Annotated in this window: 15 protein-coding genes; 8 read left to right on the top strand and 7 right to left on the bottom strand. The window is 37.1% G+C overall.

The window, feature by feature from the left end:
* Nucleotides 1-13: 13 nt before the first annotated feature.
* On the bottom strand, nt 14-2518 hold the full coding sequence (locus IEX65_RS19945) for a DEAD/DEAH box helicase (RefSeq protein WP_188768657.1): 2505 nt from the start codon (nt 2516-2518) through the stop codon (nt 14-16).
* A 191-nt stretch (nt 2519-2709) separates the two neighbouring features.
* On the opposite strand from IEX65_RS19945, the gene IEX65_RS19940 reads away from it, so the two are divergent.
* Complete coding sequence (locus IEX65_RS19940) at nt 2710-3327, top strand: 2OG-Fe(II) oxygenase (RefSeq protein WP_188768656.1); 618 nt, start codon at nt 2710-2712, stop codon at nt 3325-3327.
* A 22-nt stretch (nt 3328-3349) separates the two neighbouring features.
* On the opposite strand, the gene IEX65_RS19935 is transcribed toward IEX65_RS19940, so the two are convergent.
* Nucleotides 3350-5629, bottom strand: a complete 2280-nt coding sequence (locus tag IEX65_RS19935) for a carbohydrate binding family 9 domain-containing protein (protein WP_188768654.1) — start codon at nt 5627-5629, stop codon at nt 3350-3352.
* A gap of 259 nt (nt 5630-5888) precedes the next feature.
* Between IEX65_RS19935 and IEX65_RS19930 the strand changes: the two genes are divergently transcribed.
* Together IEX65_RS19930 and IEX65_RS19925 are read left to right on the top strand one after the other, a co-directional pair.
* The gene (locus IEX65_RS19930; protein ID WP_188768652.1) at nt 5889-7862 is read left to right on the top strand and encodes an alpha-L-arabinofuranosidase family protein; all 1974 of its coding nucleotides are present in this window, start codon (nt 5889-5891) and stop codon (nt 7860-7862) included.
* A gap of 167 nt (nt 7863-8029) precedes the next feature.
* The gene (locus IEX65_RS19925) at nt 8030-9685 is read left to right on the top strand and encodes a sodium/sugar symporter (RefSeq protein WP_188768650.1); all 1656 of its coding nucleotides are present in this window, start codon (nt 8030-8032) and stop codon (nt 9683-9685) included.
* A 56-nt stretch (nt 9686-9741) separates the two neighbouring features.
* Here the strand turns inward: IEX65_RS19925 and IEX65_RS19920 are convergent, their stop codons facing one another.
* The 5 genes from IEX65_RS19920 to IEX65_RS19900 all read right to left on the bottom strand — a co-directional run bounded on the left by IEX65_RS19920 (nt 9742) and on the right by IEX65_RS19900 (nt 14941).
* A complete protein-coding gene (locus IEX65_RS19920; protein ID WP_188768649.1) occupies nt 9742-9927 on the bottom strand; it encodes a hypothetical protein in 186 nt (61 codons plus the stop codon).
* An 83-nt stretch (nt 9928-10010) separates the two neighbouring features.
* Nucleotides 10011-10517, bottom strand: a complete 507-nt coding sequence (locus IEX65_RS19915) for a murein L,D-transpeptidase catalytic domain-containing protein (protein ID WP_188768648.1) — start codon at nt 10515-10517, stop codon at nt 10011-10013.
* Between the two features lie 131 nt (nt 10518-10648).
* Entirely contained in the window at nt 10649-11827 is a 1179-nt protein-coding gene (locus IEX65_RS19910; protein ID WP_188768647.1) for a hypothetical protein, read from the bottom strand.
* Between the two features lie 32 nt (nt 11828-11859).
* On the bottom strand, nt 11860-13317 hold the full coding sequence (locus IEX65_RS19905; RefSeq protein ID WP_188768646.1) for a S41 family peptidase: 1458 nt from the start codon (nt 13315-13317) through the stop codon (nt 11860-11862).
* Between the two features lie 112 nt (nt 13318-13429).
* Complete coding sequence (locus IEX65_RS19900) at nt 13430-14941, bottom strand: S41 family peptidase (protein ID WP_188768645.1); 1512 nt, start codon at nt 14939-14941, stop codon at nt 13430-13432.
* A gap of 166 nt (nt 14942-15107) precedes the next feature.
* Here IEX65_RS19900 and nusB point away from each other — a divergent pair, with 166 nt between their 5' ends.
* The 5 genes from nusB (at nt 15108) to IEX65_RS19875 (ending at nt 18366) form a co-directional block, all read left to right on the top strand.
* Nucleotides 15108-16244, top strand: a complete 1137-nt coding sequence (nusB, locus tag IEX65_RS19895; protein ID WP_188768643.1) for a transcription antitermination factor NusB — start codon at nt 15108-15110, stop codon at nt 16242-16244.
* Between the two features lie 91 nt (nt 16245-16335).
* Nucleotides 16336-16656: a YtxH domain-containing protein gene (locus tag IEX65_RS19890; RefSeq protein WP_064198399.1), complete on the top strand. Its 321-nt coding sequence runs from the start codon at nt 16336-16338 to the stop codon at nt 16654-16656.
* Between the two features lie 139 nt (nt 16657-16795).
* Nucleotides 16796-17287, top strand: a complete 492-nt coding sequence (locus IEX65_RS19885; protein ID WP_188768641.1) for a DUF1573 domain-containing protein — start codon at nt 16796-16798, stop codon at nt 17285-17287.
* Between the two features lie 59 nt (nt 17288-17346).
* Nucleotides 17347-17625, top strand: a complete 279-nt coding sequence (gene yajC, locus IEX65_RS19880; protein ID WP_188768639.1) for a preprotein translocase subunit YajC — start codon at nt 17347-17349, stop codon at nt 17623-17625.
* A gap of 87 nt (nt 17626-17712) precedes the next feature.
* On the top strand, nt 17713-18366 hold the full coding sequence (locus tag IEX65_RS19875) for a YbbR-like domain-containing protein (RefSeq protein WP_188768637.1): 654 nt from the start codon (nt 17713-17715) through the stop codon (nt 18364-18366).
* Nucleotides 18367-18391 lie beyond the last annotated feature (25 nt).

Genomic DNA, 18391 nt, shown 5'->3' with positions numbered 1-18391 from the left:
GTTTTTTTAGTGATTAAGGTTTCAAAAATGCCCCAAAGATAGTACCCAAACTTTGCAAAGCCTCAACCACCACCGACTCATTTTCAATTGGTATTTTTAAGTAAATTTTGCCTGTTTCATCTCTGTAAATTAGATGTTCGATTAAGGCCTTATTTTCTTCTGGATTTTTTAAGGTTTGAGCCAATTGTGTGAAAAACTGAACGCCTGTTTTGACAAGTAACTCATTCGGGTTAGTGTTCTCTCCAACCAATTCACTGGTCGAAAGGCTTTCTTCTTTTACATCATCATCTCCCAAAAATGTGGTGGCATTTTGCGGTAAATCTATCAATGCCCTATCGAGTAGATTGGCCGAATCTTGTTCTTCGGCTTCGTGTTCTTCTTCCGAGTCGATGATTGTATTTTCGTCTTGCGGAGCATCGGTAAGGTTTTCAACCGAACTCATAAACTGCTTAAATTTATCTTCGCCTAAGAAAATAGTATCTTCTCCACCATCAAGCACACCTTCGGCCATGGCTCCTTTAAACTTCAATACATCAAGCATTTTGTGTTCAATCGTACCCGTCGAAACAAGGTTAATGATTGATACATTGCGTTCTTGGCCAAGTCGATAAATGCGGGCAATGCGTTGCTCCAAAATTGCAGGATTCCACGGAATATCTAAGTTAATCAACAAGGAAGCTGATTGAAGATTCAAACCCACTCCACCCGCATCGGTCGATAAGAAAACTCGACTGTTGGGGTCGTTCTTGAAATTATCGAGCAAATCTTTTCGCTTCGTACTCTCGATACCACCGTGCAGATTTTCAAACTTAATTCCTCGTTCGGTGAGTTCCTGAGCCACGAGCCTCGTCATGCGTTCCCATTGGCTGAAAATGACCACTTTTTCGTCCGAATTTTCGAGAAACTCGTCCAAAATATTCATTACCTCCTCAATCTTAGTATCGTGTCGAGTCTTTTGGTCGAGTATGTAAGTACTATCACAGACCATTCGCATTTGGCTCAGCGATAAAATCAAGCGTCGGCGGTCAGTTTCATTCAAGAAGCCATATTTACGCCATTTACTCACCAATTTGGCCACATTATCGCCCAGCCCATTATGAATATCCATTTGTTCTTGTGTCATTGGCACAAACAAATTCTTATCCATCCGCTTCGGTAATTGCGATAAAACCTCCTTCTTGGTGCGTCGGATTAAAATATCAGAAAGGAGTTTCGATATTTCGTGTAGGTTTTTATAACCCACTACTTTGCCCGATTCGTCGCTAATCTGATACTGGTTTAAGAAACGATAAACTGGACCCAGACGGAAAACATCAATGAGTTGAATGATTGAATATAGCTCTTCGAGTTTGTTTTCGAGTGGTGTACCCGTAAGTATGATGGCATATGGCGTGATGAGTTTTTTGATTTGTTGCGAAACCTTAGTTTTCCAGTTTTTGATACGCTGTGCTTCGTCCAGAATCACCATGTCGGCCTCCATTTTATTCAATAAATCGAGGTCTTGGGTCATGGTATGGTAGCTCACAATGACGTAGAAAGCATCAACGTACTGGTATTGGGCCGTTCGTTTGATAAGCGAACCTTCAATGACATGCACCGAATTATCGGTAAATCGCTCAATCTCTGATTTCCATTGGTATTTCAAAGAAGTAGGACAAACAATCAACACTCGGTTGATGCCCAGTTCTTTTTTATAGAGTTCGGCCGTGGTGATTGCTTGCAGTGTTTTTCCAAGACCCATTTCGTCGGCAATGAGGCTACGGCCTCCAATTGCAGCAAACAAAACGCCTTTTTTCTGATACGGAAAAAGCTCAGCTTTGACCAAACCTTCAAAATTTAAGTCTTCGCTACCTTTAGGAATCAGATTCATGAAAAACTCACGGCGACGAATCTTATCTCGCTCGCCAATTACAAAATCGAGGGCATCGGAGTAGCACCTAAAGCTTTTGCTGATTTTCTTGGCTTCTTCCAGAAAAACCTCAAATACTGCAAAGGATTCGGGTTTTAGGATATTATTTTCATCGAAATAGGCCTTGGCAAGTTGAGTATAGGCTTCTTTGTTTTCTGAACCGATGCGGATTTTTATCTGACGCCCATTGAGATAATCTAAATAAACCGAACTATAATGTGGCTGAAATCCGCCTTCTTTGAATGCTTTCTTTGAACCATGCAGACTGCTCAAATGATGGAGAGTAGCACTGATGTGTTTGCAGACTCCCAAACGGTTGGTTTTAAAATCAAGACATTCGCAAAAATTTTGTGTGTCGTCGGTGCTTCTGATGGCAACTTTATATGAGTTGTTGGTGGCCTTATTGATTACTTGAAAGTCCGAAAAAAACTTTTCTTGCCCGATGTTTGTCACCAAAAACTCATTGTCTTGTCCGAATTGTTTGCGTAGTGCAATTTGCCATTGGTCGAGGGTTAAGTTATCGGGCTTTCTGTAATAAGGTATTTTCTTGGGCGTTTCTACCTTTTTTTTCTTGGCAGATTTGCTTTTTGAAACTTTATGAGTTGCCATCGGAAGGTTTTTTGGGAGTATTTAAAATCTGCCCGAATTTACGAAAATTTCGTGATTAGCAAAGTTTTAGAATAGTTTGAAAGCCTTATTTTACATAAACTTATTCTATCTCCTAATATTTCGCTACCTTTATCGAAAACCCAAAAAACCTTGTAAATCGGCAAGATTTACAAGGTTTTCTTTTTGGGAAAATGCCAACACAAGAACAGCAGTTTGAGCAACTCATCGAAGGAATCGTGGCCAAAGGCTATGCCATTTGTGATGATTTTTTAGAGCCTGATGAAGTCAAAAATCTTTTAGAAACTTTTGCTCAACGCTACCAAGCAGGAAAATTTAAAGAAGCCAGCATTGGCAAACAAAGCGAAGTTCACAAAGCGGCCTTAGTGCGAGGCGATGAAATTTTATGGCTCGAAACCAATTCCACTGATGCTGCCGAGCGAATGTTGCTCGATAAAAACCAAGCTTTTGTCGATTATCTCAATCAGACCTGCTATTTGGGTATTGTAGATACCGAAATTCATTTTGCCAAATATGATGTTGGAAAATTCTATCGCCGTCACAGAGATACTTTTCAAGCTCAGAAGGGGAGAATTTTGTCGGTGATTTATTACCTAAACCTTAACTGGATTCCAGAAAACGGTGGAAATTTGATTATATACACTCAGGAAAATGGCGTTGAAAAAAGTACGGTCATTGCTCCATTGGCTGGACGTTTGGTTTGTTTTGAAAGCGAAAAACTCGACCACGAAGTAAGCGAAGCCTTTACCGAACGTTTTAGCGTAACGGGCTGGTTGCTGAATAGGGGGTGAAACAGATGTGCTGCACTTAATCCTATATATTAAACCAATAAGTAAGTTTCATCACTAAAGCACGACTTTTGCTATTTAACAAACCTAAATTGTAAGGTTTTTCGAGCATTTCGGGGTCGGTTGCGAAATAATTATCGGTGTAAACGATGAAGAAATCGCTGGCTGGTTTGAAACGCCACTGAAAACGTGAGTTAATATTGACATTATTGGCTTGGTTGTTATACTGCACAAAGGTTGTCCAGAATACATTTTTATTAAATGTTATTTCAGCACGTGGACTCACCAACCACAAAACCGCAGAACTGTATGGTTTAGGTAGTTTGATTCGATTATGGGTAATATCAACCGAAAGCAATGCGTGAGGGATAAAACGATAATTGGCGGTACTGCCCAGAGATAAAAAGTGTCCATTATAATATTCGCCTGCCCTGCCACTTAAATTGAAGAAAAATGGTTTATTAGTATTTGATTGAAAGCTAAAACGAGTTTGTTGATAAGAAAAACCTTGATTTTTGGTGAGTGCTTTTCCACCAGTATTGGTAGGGTCGAAATCACTGAACAAATAGGTGTACATAAACCGATACGGGAATATCGTAAGGTTGGCATTATTGGTGAACTGAAGTACAAAAAACATCGGGGTAAAATCATAATCAATGGTTTTAAAATCAGATTTTCGGGTGAAATAATCCCAATCTATTCCTACACCAAAGTTGTTTAATACTCGATTGATTTTAGGACTTTTCGGATAAAACGTATAGCCAAAATTTGATTCATTTCTAAGGAAGTTTTGACGAGGAACATAGCCCACTGGAGCGAAGTAGTTTTCGCCCACATACGTACTTCCCGAACTAATAAACCATGTCGGAGAGTCTTTCAAAAAAATAATGCCCGCCGAATTTTGCCCTTTTGAACTCGTCGGTGTAAATGATTGATGATAGAAAAACTTATTTCGCCAATAACCATTTCTCGATGCCATATTGTAATCTAAACCCACAATTCGATGAAATTTTAATGAATCAACGGCCTGTTGGGTTTCTAATTTACCAATGGCATTTTCTTTATTTACAACCATTAATGATATATTCGACCTCGTGAATAACTTCCGTTGAATAGCTCCAACGGTGTAGTTTGCCCCTGCCAGACCAATTTTATCATCGAATTTAGTGCCTTTTGTTTGCATCGACATCAAACCAATACGCCAATTATTAGTCAATTTACCGCTGAGTCTTGCTCCGCCCAAAATCTTTACTTGTTGACTATTGCCAGTTACTGGATTTTTGGTAATTCCGATTCTTCGGGAAAAGAATGGTGTAATATTATCTGTTCCAAATGAGCCAAAAAGGTCATTGTTTTCAAGAAAAAACTGTCTTCTTTCAGGGAAAAGAATTTCAAAACGACTCAAATTGGTTACTTGTCTATCGACCTCAACCTGCGAAAAGTCGGGATTGACCGTAATATCTAAATTTAGCGATGGCGTAACCGCAATTTTTGTATCAAAACCAATATTGGCTTTTCTTTCTAAAGGCTGTTCGTTGATAAAATCTTGCCCCACAGAAGCAATGCTGTAAGGAATTATCGAGACATTCGGGCCTGGTTTGGGTGGAGCATCATCCCAAATTAAAGTTCCCGAAAAAGCCAAATCTGTACCTTTTCCGCTACGTGGCAGTTGAGCCCACGACGAACGCTCATTCAAGAGAAGATTATTGCGAAAGAAATTTACATTCCAAGTATTTTGTCCATCTTCCGCCAATTTATATCTGATTGTTTTAAACGGAATGGCACACTCAACCACCCAACGGTCATCGTAATTTTTTACGGCCGTGTACCATTTATTATCCCAATCATTTGAAACCACATTTCCGTTTGAAATCAAAGCTTCACGTTGTACGCCGTAAGGGTTCACTGCAAAATGAAAACCATTCTGTTTATCTCTGAAAGTATCAATATTGAAGACAACTAAATCTGTTCCTCCACCAGCTGGGAAATCTCGTTTTAGAGAAAGAACTGCGTATTTTCGAGGTTGCTCAACCACAAAACTATAATACATAAATTCGTCATCGAAGGCCACTCTTGCCGTCGTTTGTTGAATTGCAGTTGAGGTATCATAAGGAAATTGCTGACGAAATGGTGGCGTTTTTTCGGCCATTCCCCACGTTTTTTCGTCTAATATTCCATCAATTTTTATCTTTTCAGAAGTTCGTTTGATATGAATATTATATTTCTGTTCATTGACCGTTTGAGCAGATAACTGGAAGCAAAAAATAATAGGAATTAGAAGTAAGAAGTAAAGTTTTATTTTCATTTAGTTTAGGTGATGTAAGAACTAATAAAAGTAGCTGTTTTTGAAAGAATTGGCGTTTTTTTGAGAAGAAAAAACTAATTACATAGACCAAAAATACAATTTGGGAGATTTGTTAAGTGTTCAGCTTTATTGATGAATATTTTTTTTAGCCTAAATTTTATACAATTCTTAATACTTTTTAGAAAATTAATTTAATTTGCATTTCAAAAGTGTAAATTTGACACATAAAATTGATGGAATTACAACAAAATTAAAATCTATGAGAAAAACCCTAACATTAATAACCTCTTTTTTGCTTGTAATAAATGCTTTTGCACAGAAAACAACAAAAGTAGAAGTAGATGCTACAAAGCCCTTGGTCACGATTCAGCCAACGATGTATGGTATTTTCTTTGAAGATATAAACTTTGCTGCTGATGGTGGTTTATATGCCGAATTAATCAAAAACCGTTCGTTTGAGTTTGAATATCCGTGGATGGCTTGGAAACACCTCCCCGAAGCCGAAACTCGTTTTAGTATTCAAAATGAATTGACGATTTATAATAACTCAAAAGGAAATCCCAATAATCCAAGAGTTGTGAGGGTAGATAAACGTGATGAAAAGAAAGAGTTGGGTCTGCAAAATGAAGGTTTTGATGGTATTGGTATAAAAAAGGGTGAAAAGTACGATTTTTCTGCCTTGGCTCGACTCAATAAAGGAAGTATTAGTCTTTTGGTAGAAATCATCAATAGTAAAAATCAAGTTATCGGAAGTACGACGGTAAATTTACTTGGTTCTAATTGGCAGAGAATTGAGGGGGTAATCACTGCCACCGAAACTGACCCTAATTGCAAAGTAAATGTGTTTTTCAAAGGGGCTGGGCAGTTAGATATTGATATGATTTCGCTCTTCCCTCAAGATACTTGGAAAGGTCGCAAAGGTGGACTTCGTAAAGATTTGGTGCAATTGTTGGCCGATTTGAAACCTGGTTTTGTGCGTTTTCCTGGTGGCTGTATAGTTGAAGGACGTACATTGGCCGAACGCTATCAATGGAAAAAAACAGTGGGTAAGATTGAGAACCGTCAACAAATTGTCAATCGTTGGAACATGGAGTTTAAGCATCGCCCAACTCCTGATTATTACCAAACCTTTGGTTTAGGTTTCTACGAATACTTCTTGATGTGTGATGACATCGGTGCAACGCCACTACCAATTTTATCGTGTGGATTGGCTTGTCAGTTCAATTCTTCGGAAATGCAACCTTTAGAAGACCTCGACCCATTTGTGCAAGATGCTCTCGACCTAATTGAGTTTGCTAATGGTGGTACTGATACGAAATGGGGTGCGTTGCGTGCCGAAATGGGGCATCCTGCACCTTTTAACCTACAAATGCTCGGTGTGGGAAATGAACAATGGGGAGAAGAATATTTTGAACGTTATAGCATTATCTCAAAAGCGGTTCATGCCAAATATCCGAATATTAAATTAGTTTCTGGAACTGGACCTTCATCTGATGGTGAATTATTTGAGCAAGCCGAAAAGACTTTACCCAAGCTTAATGCCCAAATTGTAGATGAACATTATTATAAAGAACCAAAATGGTTTAGAGATAATGCTACACGCTATGATAATTATGACCGAAATCGTTATAAAATTTTTGCAGGCGAATATGCTGCTCAAAGTAATGGTGTGGCTACGCCAGATAACAAAAACAACTGGGAATGTGCATTATCGGAAGCGGCATTTATGACTGGTTTAGAACGCAACGCCGATGTGGTTTATATGACTTCGTATGCCCCACTTTTTGCTCATGTCAATCGTTGGCAATGGACGCCTGATTTGATTTGGTTCGATAACCTTACTTCATTCGGAACGGCAAATTATTATGTTCAAAAATTATATGCCAATAATGCAGGAACGAAAACTATTTCGATAAAAAGTAATGGAGAAAATCTGACTGGTAAAAACGGGCTTTATGGAGCATCTTCGATTGATGAAAAAACAAATGAAGTTATCATTAAACTGATAAATACTTCAAGCGAAACGCATACGATTGATTTGAATATCAATGGTTTAGCGGCAAAAGCAAATGTTAAAGTGATTTCAATGCTTGAAAAAGACATTAAGAACTTCAATACTATTACTGAACCCAATAAAATCGTTCCTGTTGAGTCGGCAATCAGTATTGCTCAAGGAAAGGCAAATCTTGTCTTAGAACCTTATTCATTTAAGGTTTTCAGGATTAAAAAGTAAGCTTTTTGATGTGATAAGAATGTATGTTTCATTCATGTCACCTCAATTTCAGTACCAATTTATTATACTATTTTATTGAAAAATGATGAATTGATATTCAAAATATAATGATTTAAAGAATTTATTGATATATTCACGACTAATAATTAACCCTAATACAATTACTAATGACACTTGGACTCGAAACGCTCGACTACACCATTTTTTTTATTTATTTCGTTATCGTATCTTCCTACGGCTACTGGATTTACAAAAACAAAGGCAAACAATCTGCCGATAGCAAAGACTTCTTTTTGGCTGAAGGCTCGCTAACTTGGTGGGCAATTGGTGCTTCAATCATCGCCTCGAATATCTCGGCCGAACAATTTATTGGTATGAGTGGGCAGGCTTTTCAGCTCGGTATTGCCATTTCGGTTTACGAACTTTTGGGTGGTGTTTCACTAATCATTGTGGCGGTATATTTTCTGCCGATGTACCTCAACAACAAGATTTTTACGATGCCACAATTTCTGGCCAAACGCTACGACAAGCGATTGGCAACAATTATGGCGGTTTTTTGGCTTTTTCTCTACATTTTCGTCAATCTTACCTCAATTATTTATCTCGGAGGTTTGAGTTTGGAAAAAATGACAGGTTTTAGCTTTATGACTTGTGCTATTTTCTTGACAGTTTTTGCGGTAATTATCACACTTGGAGGTATGAAAGTAATTGGTTATACCGACGTAATTCAGGTTGTTTGCTTGATTTTCGGAGGATTAGCAACTACTTATTTAGCTCTTGATTTACTTTCAAATAAAGTAGGAACTGGTGCGGGTATTTTTGAAGGTTTAAATCTAATTGCCGACAAAGCCGATAGCCATTTGCACATGATTTTTAAGCCTAATCAATATCAAGTACATGATGGAAAAGGTGGTTTTATTGATGCCTACAAGCAATTGCCGGGTATTATGATGTTTATCATCGGCGGCCAGTGGGTAAATAACCTCAACTATTTTGGTTGTAATCAATACATGACTCAGCGTGCTTTGGGTGCAGATATTTCTACGGCTCGTAATGGCGTTTTGTTTGCGGCATTTATGAAAATGTTAATGCCATTTATCGTTGTTCTCCCAGGTTTGGCGGCTTATGTGATTTTTCAAGAAAATGCCGATGCTTCAATCGTAAATGGAATTACGAGCAATGGCGTCGTGAAACCCGATAATGCTTATCCTGTACTATTAAATCTATTGCCAGTTGGCTTAAAAGGCTTAGCATTTGCTGCCCTTACGGCGGCAATCGTGGCTTCGTTGGCAGGAAAAGCCAATAGTATTTCTACGATTTATGTGTTGGATATTCATAAAAAATTCTTCAATAAAAATCTTACCGAAAAACAAACTGTTTGGACGGGTCGTGTGGCAATCGTTATTGCATTTATCATTGCTCTGATTGTGAGTCCACTTTTAGCTAATTTCGGACAAGCATTTGAATACATTCAAGTTTACACAGGCTATATTTCACCAGGTATTCTGAGTATTTTCTTGTTAGGTTTCTTCTGGAAGAAAGCTACTGCCAATGGAGCTTTAACGGCAGCTATTTTGAGTATTGCACTTTCGGCAGTGATTGCCAATCTTTATCCTGATTTTCCTTTCATGAATAGAATGGGCGTTGTATTTTGGATTTGTTCTTTGGTTCACATCATCATCAGCCTAATTGAAGGAAAAGGCAAAGACCAAGAAAATGCCTTTGAAGTGAAGAAAGAATGGTTTAAAGTTGATAGAACTTTTGCTATTGGAGCGGTAGCGATTGTAGCGATTTTTGTAATTATTTATACAATTTTCTGGTAAAAAGAATAGTTTTTATGAATGGTACTTTTGAGGAATTAGCTCAGAAGTGCCATTTTTTATGCTTCATCAATCGTTAGTCCATCTTTAAGTTGATACTTTATTAAGACTTTCGTGTAATGCCGATTTCGTCTGTTTTTCTTGGCATCGGCTCGTTTATCGTTGCGTTTGTCTTGCACAATTCTCTCTAAATTATTCAAATCGGTGATTTCCTGAATGTCATTAATCGAAGTACGTCTGGGCATAAAAAACTTTTCATTGATTTTATTTAAACTAATCAAGTGATAAAAGGTTTCTGAACTATAAAAGTACTGCCGCTCTATTAGACTTATTTATAAATCCAAAGTAAAACAGGTTTTGAGGTTTTACTAAGCTTTGAGTCTAAATCTTTCATTACTTCATTTGAAATAGCAGGGCATCCCCAGCCTTCGGGTGTGCCTTCTGGATACACTTCCCCTTCGGTCACATCATTCCACGAATGTAAAACTATCGTTCGAACAAGTGCATTATTATTTGTTTCTTCAAGACCGTGAAGTAAATACTTTACCTTTATTCCCCATTGACTCACGCCCCTTTCTCCGATTTTATATTTACCTAAAGCCGAACAGTGACTTCCGTCTTTATTGCTAAATGATGGGTTGGTTTTACTAAAATCTTTTCCCCACGGCATATTACCGCATCCATGGCTGCACATTCCACTTTTGATGATTTTATTTGTCTTGAAATCCCAAAGAAATAAGCGTTTTTTGCCTGAATGGATACTCATATCAATCAAAATACAGAAATCAGTATTGTATTTTTTTTGATTTACAAAACTCTTTTGCTTCTTTGGCATAAGCCAGATTTCTGAGATTTTGAAGAGAATCGTTTTGGGTTTTAGTTGCTCTGTAATTCTCAGCCTTAGATTGACAACTCCATGAAAGAACCCCTATAATAGTTGTGATAAATAAGTATCTCAGCATATCTTTATCTACAATATTTTTTCAGAAGAGGCTCTAACTCTGCCATTTCTTCGCCTGTAATATTACTTTTTATAAATGTTAAATCACTACAAATCATATCCAAAATATTTTCTGGTATTTCGTTAGCTAATAAATTTTCCACTGGAGTATCTTTTTTCTTTTTAGTATCAATAATTGGCTTTGGGTCGTAAAGATTTATTGCAGCAATTATTCTGTAATAATGAGCATCAAGCAGTAGTGGTTCTATTTGAAGAACTTTTGAGAAGTTATCTATAGCTTGGTCATATTCTTTCAAATCACTCAAAATATGTCCTCGCATCATGTAGTGGTCAGTATTGGTGCTATCTTCCATGATTATGTCCCCCAATTGATTAACCGCACTTATTGGGCTACCTGTACTTACACTATTTTTAGCAAAATATACTTTTCGCTCAATTCTCTTTTGTTGAGGCGTTAAGAATGTAAAGTTTTCTTGGTAAGTTACTGATGATTTAAGAATACCTGTCGAATACCATTCTTCTTTTTGCCCATGAATCCTTCCTTTTTTATAAGGAGTTTCTTCTCTTAACTGCCCATTCGGATACCAACTTCGATAGACACCATCGTATTTGCCGTTTACATAAAAACACCTTATTTTGAGTTTGCCATCTTCATAATATTCAAACCATTCGTCGTCTGGTTCACCATATTTATAACTTTTATCGCTCTTTAGTTGCGTATTTTCGTAATATTCATACATCACACCATCTAATTTCCCCTTAGCCAGATACCCATTGGCTTTTATCAAACCATTGATAAAATAATCTAAAAAACGGCCCTCATAGACTTGCTTTGAACCTTTTAGCCTGTATTTTTCTTGTAAGTCTAATTCCATCATGTTACGTGACGGAATCTTTTTGATTGAATCAGGTCGAGTGAAATAAGGTTTGGTTATGACAAAAATGATTTCGTCGGTTTTACCTTCTAAGTTATACTTTTTAAAGGTCTGAATATCTGTCGCTTTTCGTCGAGAATGAATTAATGTGTCTGCAATAAAGGCACTTTCGTTAGGTGGAAATGTGTAAATGGGGATTGAGTCAATGACATAAAATTTGCGACTATTCAATAGTTTTCCTCTGCTTTCTATCTGAGAATAAGCCCAAAAGCTGCAAAAAGTGAATAATAGGAGTAGTGTTTTTTTCATAAAAGCGGTTTTTATGATTTAACATTCGGATTTTATCTTTCTCTAATCGCCTTACTCTGCCGAATCATCTCGACCGTAAAATCAACTACACTTGTATTATTTTTGAGTAGTTCTTCACGGTTGCGGTTTACTTCATAGTCAGGTTGTAGGAAAAAATCTTTGTTTATATTGTTTGGTAAATTATGGCTGATTTTCATCAAAGGCGTATGTACAATAAATTTTGAATTGGGTAGCTTGAAATCTTGCCAATTTACTGCAAAACTTCCCCAACTGGCACCGCCTACTTGTTGGCCAATGATTTTTTCTGGGATTCCCAAATCTTTTGCCAAATTGAGCGTAAAAGTGGTTGCCGAATAGCAACCAGGGTCGGTTAAGAAATATGTTTTTCCACGATAGCCCAGTTGTTTTTCTGGTTTTTGCTTGTCATTTCGCTTATTTACCCGATACATAAATTCGCCCTCACGCTTCATAAAACCCAACCACATTGTCAATGGAGGGCCAAAATAATAAGGTTTGAAAAGTGTAAAATAGGCTTTTTTCTTTAAAGCCAGTGTATCGACCAATGTAAAAGGTTTCGGCGAAAGGTATTTCAAGAAACGAGAAATATTTGGAATAAATCCACCTCCATTGGCTCTGAAATCAACAATCAAATGTTCTACTTTGATGTCTTTTATGGTTTTGAATCTTACCCGCAAAACCCGCTTGAATTTTTGGTTGCTGAAATCCAGAAATTTCCCACTCATCGTAAACTCAGTAATATCAAGTTTGGCAATGTGATTAACACTATCCAAAATTTTCAGCGAAAGATTAGGGCGATTGAGGTTTTTGTAGCGTTTTTTATCAATTTTCAGAATTTCGACGTTCGTTTGGCAAGCTACTTTTTTATAGAAAATAGTGTCGTTTTTGGGTAAACGATAAGAGATTTTAATCGAATCAACTTCTCCGAAATATCTTTTAAAATAAGTCGGAAAAGCACTCAATGTGTAATAATCTTTTACGTGTTCATTGCCATTATCGCTCGAAACAAATACTTTGAGTTTCTGTATTAATTGCCCTATAGGCTCGTCGTTAAATGCCAAAACCTCGCTTCCTCGAATGATGGTCGAATCGGCCGAATAATTCAAGGCCAAATAGTAATTTTTGTCAATTTTGCGAAGATAAAAAGGTACAAACTTGGCATTTTTTTTATTGAATCGCTTCTTGTCGTATCTTAGATTAGTGTGTCCGTCTTTGACGTTTGTCACTAATTGAGATAAAACTCGAAATGTTTCTAAATAGTTAAGTGGCTGATTAATAGAATTATAGAGCGAATCATACACCTTATTGTAAGCTTCTCGACTCATATAATAATACATTCCTGGGTGAATTTTCTCGAACTTTTTTTTCAGAAATGCCATATCTGCTCGAATCTCCTCGGGCGAAAAAGTATCTTTTGATTTTTGTGCTTGTAGAAAAAGTGGAAATAGTAAAAAAACAATTATTTTCTGCATAGTGGTTGGTTACTGGTATACTGGAGATTAGTGTACTGGATACTGGTTATTTGTGTACTGGTTATTGGTTTTCGGTGTTGTCTGTGAACTATCGGCTGCTGACTCAATAATACTATCTAATTTTAACCTTATTTTTTATCAGATTGAGGGTGTATTTCAGTACAGTATCTTCATTATTCAAGAAATCTTCAAGGTTGGGGTTGACCTCAAAGTCAGGCTGCAAAATTGGCTTATTGTATTTTTTTGCATCAACATTATAGAGAATCCTTCCCAATGGTAATGAAATCTCCAGTTCGGTATTCGGTAATTTAATTGATGAAAACTGAGCAGCCGAGCAGCCGTCGTATGCTCCACCGCAAGTCATACCCACAAACGTACCCACACCCATGTTATGAAGTTTTGAAACCAATAATGCTGCCGCCGAAAACGTACCTCCATTCATCAGCACATACACGTTTTTGTTAAATCGAAACTCATCGTGAGGGCGTTGTTTTTGTTGGTATTTGCTTTCTAAATAGCCGTCGGAGTCTCGCACCGTAAACTCTTTGTTAAGCCTCGAAGCTGCCTCTTTGGCCAAATAAGCGTCGTATTTTTTGTAATCTTGTTTGAGTCGTTGTAAGCCTTCGTCTCTAAACCCTAACTTGTAAGCATCGAAAGGTTGATTGGCAAAGTATCGTAAAAAGAAAATAGAATAATCAATAATTCCACCCGAATTACCTCTTAAATCAAGAATCAAATTTTCGATTTTGTTTTCTTCCAATTTTCTGAAAATCTTGCGGGTTTCGCCTTCAAAATTAGTACCTTTGCCATAATCTCTAATACCGTACATAAAAGAGCGTATATCAACCATAGCAACTTTCTGAGTCGAATCAATTACTCGATAAGATACAATTCCTGTGGTGTCTTCGTCAACATCAGGATAACGAATTTCGAGCATCTTTTCCATAAAATCTACACTTTGGCCTTCTATTTTTGTAGTTTTAGGTTTATTTTGCCCTTGCTTGATGTACGTTATCAAGAAATTATCTTCTTCACCTTTCCATAAATAATACAATTTTCTGAACTCCCTAATCGCATAATACTTTCTTGCATTGGGGTTTACGCCATCGCCATTGTAGTAAGAAATTTTCTCCAAATGTTCCAAAATTTTCTTTACTGGCTGACCATCAATTTCTAAAATCTCGGTGCCACGAGTAATCTTTTTATCGGCAGAATAATTGCGAGAAACCAACAACTGATTATTGATGTATCGTACACTAAACGGAAAAAATTTGGGACGTTCGGTAAATGAGTTGCTCTTAGAAAGTAACCTCCGGTCGGGCGACATGTGTGTATGACCACAACCGACAGCCTGCACCAGCGGCAAAAATGTAAAATAAGCCTCACGTAGCGTATAACGGCCCGAAACTCTTTGTAATATAGAATCTTGTAAGAATGTAAAACGCTCTTTTGAAATATATTTGAAAGGGTCGGGATGATATTTCTCAATCTCATTTTTGAGATTCACAAGGTCTTCTTTTATCTGTTCTGCCGTGTAGGTTTGCGAGAAACCACTCAACTGGCTGACTAACAGTATAATAAGAAGGATATATCTTGATTTTATATTCATTTTCGCTTTTTTCATAAACCCAAATCTACTCTAAAATAATTATTTTTCCGTATTAGCCACAAAATAATCTATCTACTAAACACAAATTCGGTATTGGTGACGGTCGGCCGCTGCCGTTTGGGGTTGTGAATTTTTTTTACTAATTTTGCACCAAAATAAAACTTCAGTTCTTTGAACGCCTATGCTTAACAGACGCCTCATACGGATTCGTGCGATGCAAGCCCTCTTTGCTTACAAACAAGCCGAGGGTGCGAATTTCCAATTAGCTTTAGACTTAATTGCCGACCACTTCTCTCCAGATTTGAATTCGATGGAATATCAAGATAAAGAGAAACTGGAAGGATTAAAAAAGTTAGGTCAAAATCTTTTTCAAGAAGCTTTTTCTCGACAAGAAGCTGAAAAATTCGATGCACCCGACGAAGTGTTGAGAATGGTCGAAAAAGCAAAAGAATTTTATCTTCTCAAAAACAAAAAAGACGTTCAGCATTATGCCACCCGCATGGTAATCGAAGCCGAAAGAGTGTATGAATTGTATCTACAAATCTTATTGCTCTTTATCGAACTCGGCAACCGTGCCAACCAAGATAGCAACGGCGATGCAAAATCAAAATTAATTGATAATCAAATTATTAAGGCTTTACGTCAAGAAAAATCGCTTGAAATCCTTTGTAGTCGTCGCAGCATTAGCATGGTCAATGAGCAGGTTTTTGTTGCTAAGCTATACCGTGAGGTAATTCGTGCCAACGACCGCTACAAAGAATATGTATCGAAAACCAATCATACACTCGAAGAAGATTTTGCGATTTTGAAATATCTACTCAAAAACGTAATATTGAAACACGAAATTGCATGGGAGTTTTTTGAGAAACAAGATTTGTATTGGATTGACGATATCGAGACTCTTAGAGCAGCCGTAACGCATACTTTCCAAGCTTTGGTAGAAGACGGTAAATTAAAATTAGCTCTTTTAGACGAAGAATGGGACGAAAGAAAAGAATTTTTACAAACTTTGTATCAGAAAAGTATTCTCGAAACCAAAGATTTAGAAGAAATTCTGATTCCGAAGCTCAAAAACTGGGAAATCGAGCGTATTGCTATCACTGACCATATTTTATTGAAGATGGCGGTTGTAGAAATGCTCAACTACCCAAGTATTCCGGTGAAAGTTACAATCAACGAAATCATCGAAATCGCTAAAGATTACAGCACCCCAAAAAGTGGGCAGTTTGTGAATGGTATTTTAGATGGTGTATCGAAAGACCTCAAAGAATCTGGCAAACTTCGTAAGAGCGGTAGAGGTATGTTGGATAATAAATAAGTCTAAAAAAGAGTTCTGTATAATAAAAAGTAGTTTTAGTGGGAAATTAACTCACTCATTCAAATATTCAAACATTCACTCATTGAATTTTATGAGCAATTCATCAAGAACTTTCATTGCATTTTTGGCTGGAGTAGCCACAGGAGCAGCCATCGGTATTTTATATGCACCCGATAAAGGCGAAGTAACTCGTGATAAACTGTCATTCCGTTTATCTAAATACCGTGAACAATTACAGAAATTCATCAATGACCTCATCGAAAGAGGCGACGAAGTAGCGATGGAAGTAGTTGGTGGCGATAGTTCGGCCAAAGCAGAAGGCCAAAAAGTGGTAAGCGAAGCACGTCAAAAAGCCGAAAAATTACTCGAAGACGTAGAATCTTTGATGAGCCAAATTAAATCTAAAAACTAAGAGTAGGCAATAGACGATAGCTTTTTGAAAATTTCAAATTAATCAGCTTAGCGTATCTATTGAAAATTGGCATTTCTTTGTACATTAATTATACACCTTTTGTCTATCGACCATCGTCCATGGACTATTGATTAAAAACATGAAAAAAGTATTTTTAGCTCTTACTTCAACGATTATTTTAGCAGGATTGAATTTTTCTTGCAACCTAATTGATTCAAAAGGACAGACAGGAATGAGCCAAGAAGACTCGTTGGCTGCCCTTGCAAATGCTCCAATCATGGAGTTTGATAAAGAGGTTTTTGATTTTGGTACACTCACCGAAGGCGATACTGTATCGCACGCATTCAAATTCAAAAACGTCGGAAAAAGTGCTTTAACAATCACAGATGTGCAAGTGCAGTGCGGTTGTACGGTTGCTTCAAAACCCGACCATCCAGTTGGTGTTGGCCAGTCTGACCAAATCGTTGTGCGTTTTAATAGCAAAGGAAAAGTGGGAACAAACAAAAAATTTGTGACTATTTTCTCTAATGCCAATCCTCCGCAAACCGTTTTGGCTTTTACGGCTATCGTTTACGGAAAAGATATGCCAGATTCGGCTAAGGCAGCATTAAAAGCAATACCTAAGTTATAATAGGCCGAATATCGAGCCGTTGAAATTCAAATATAATCTAACCAAAAAAATCTAAAATAATGATTCTTTTACAAGCACAGGGCGGAAATGGTATGTTTTCGATAGTTATGATGGTCGGGATGATAGCAGTATTTTACTTCTTCATGATTCGTCCACAACAAAAAAAGACCGAAGACCAAAAGAAAATGGTTGAGGAATTGAAAGAAGGTGATGAAATCGTAACTTTCGGAGGTATGCACGGTAAAATTGTTGCTAAAGACGAAACTACCGTAACTATTTCGGCAGGTGGTGGTGCAAGATTGACTTTCGATAAAACTGCTATTGCAAGAAAAAAATAATAGAAAACAGTCCACTGTCGATAGTCTATAGTCCACAGAAAATAATTTTATCTGTTGTCTGTGGACTATCGTCTATTGACTTTTAAGATGAATATTAAAACCTTATTACTGTGCTTTTTGGCTGCCTTTGTAATTTGGCTGCTAAACTCTCTAAATAAATCGGGATATTCGGCCAAAATCAGTTATCCCCTCACCATTAAGTATAACGACTCCCTATATATATCAACCAAACCTTTACCCCAAAAATTAAATGTTAGTTTGTCGAGTACGGGTTGGGACTTGTTGAAGTACAACTTGTTTTCAAATGCTACACCTTTGGTTTATGAAATCAATAATCCATTGTCAGTCAGCAGTTTAGATAATACCTCATTGCTCGAATCGCTTACAGTTTTGTTGAAAAGACCAAAGTTGAATTATATCTTGGCCGATACAACAACCCTACATTTTGAGCGGAAAAAGAGAAAAACTATTAAACTGAAAGTTGATAGTTTAGGAATTGATTTACAGAAGAACTTTGTGGTATCGAGTCTTATTAATATTTCTCCATCAGAGATAACATTAGAAGGCCCAGAGTCAGTACTCAAAGAATATAATGATACGATTTTTCTCACGATACCAACCAAGCGTTTAGCAACTAACTTTGATGATAAAGTGAAAATTACTTTGCCGCCGAATAATTTAGTAAAATCGAATGCCGAAAAAGCATTAATAAGTTTTGAAGTAGCAGAGTTGTTGAAATAGTTTTGATTCATCGCTAAAAGCACCA

This window comes from Emticicia aquatilis, assembly GCF_014644295.1.
GTDB classification, from domain to species: domain Bacteria; phylum Bacteroidota; class Bacteroidia; order Cytophagales; family Spirosomataceae; genus Emticicia; species Emticicia aquatilis.
This window is presented reverse-complemented; position numbering and strand designations above follow the sequence as displayed.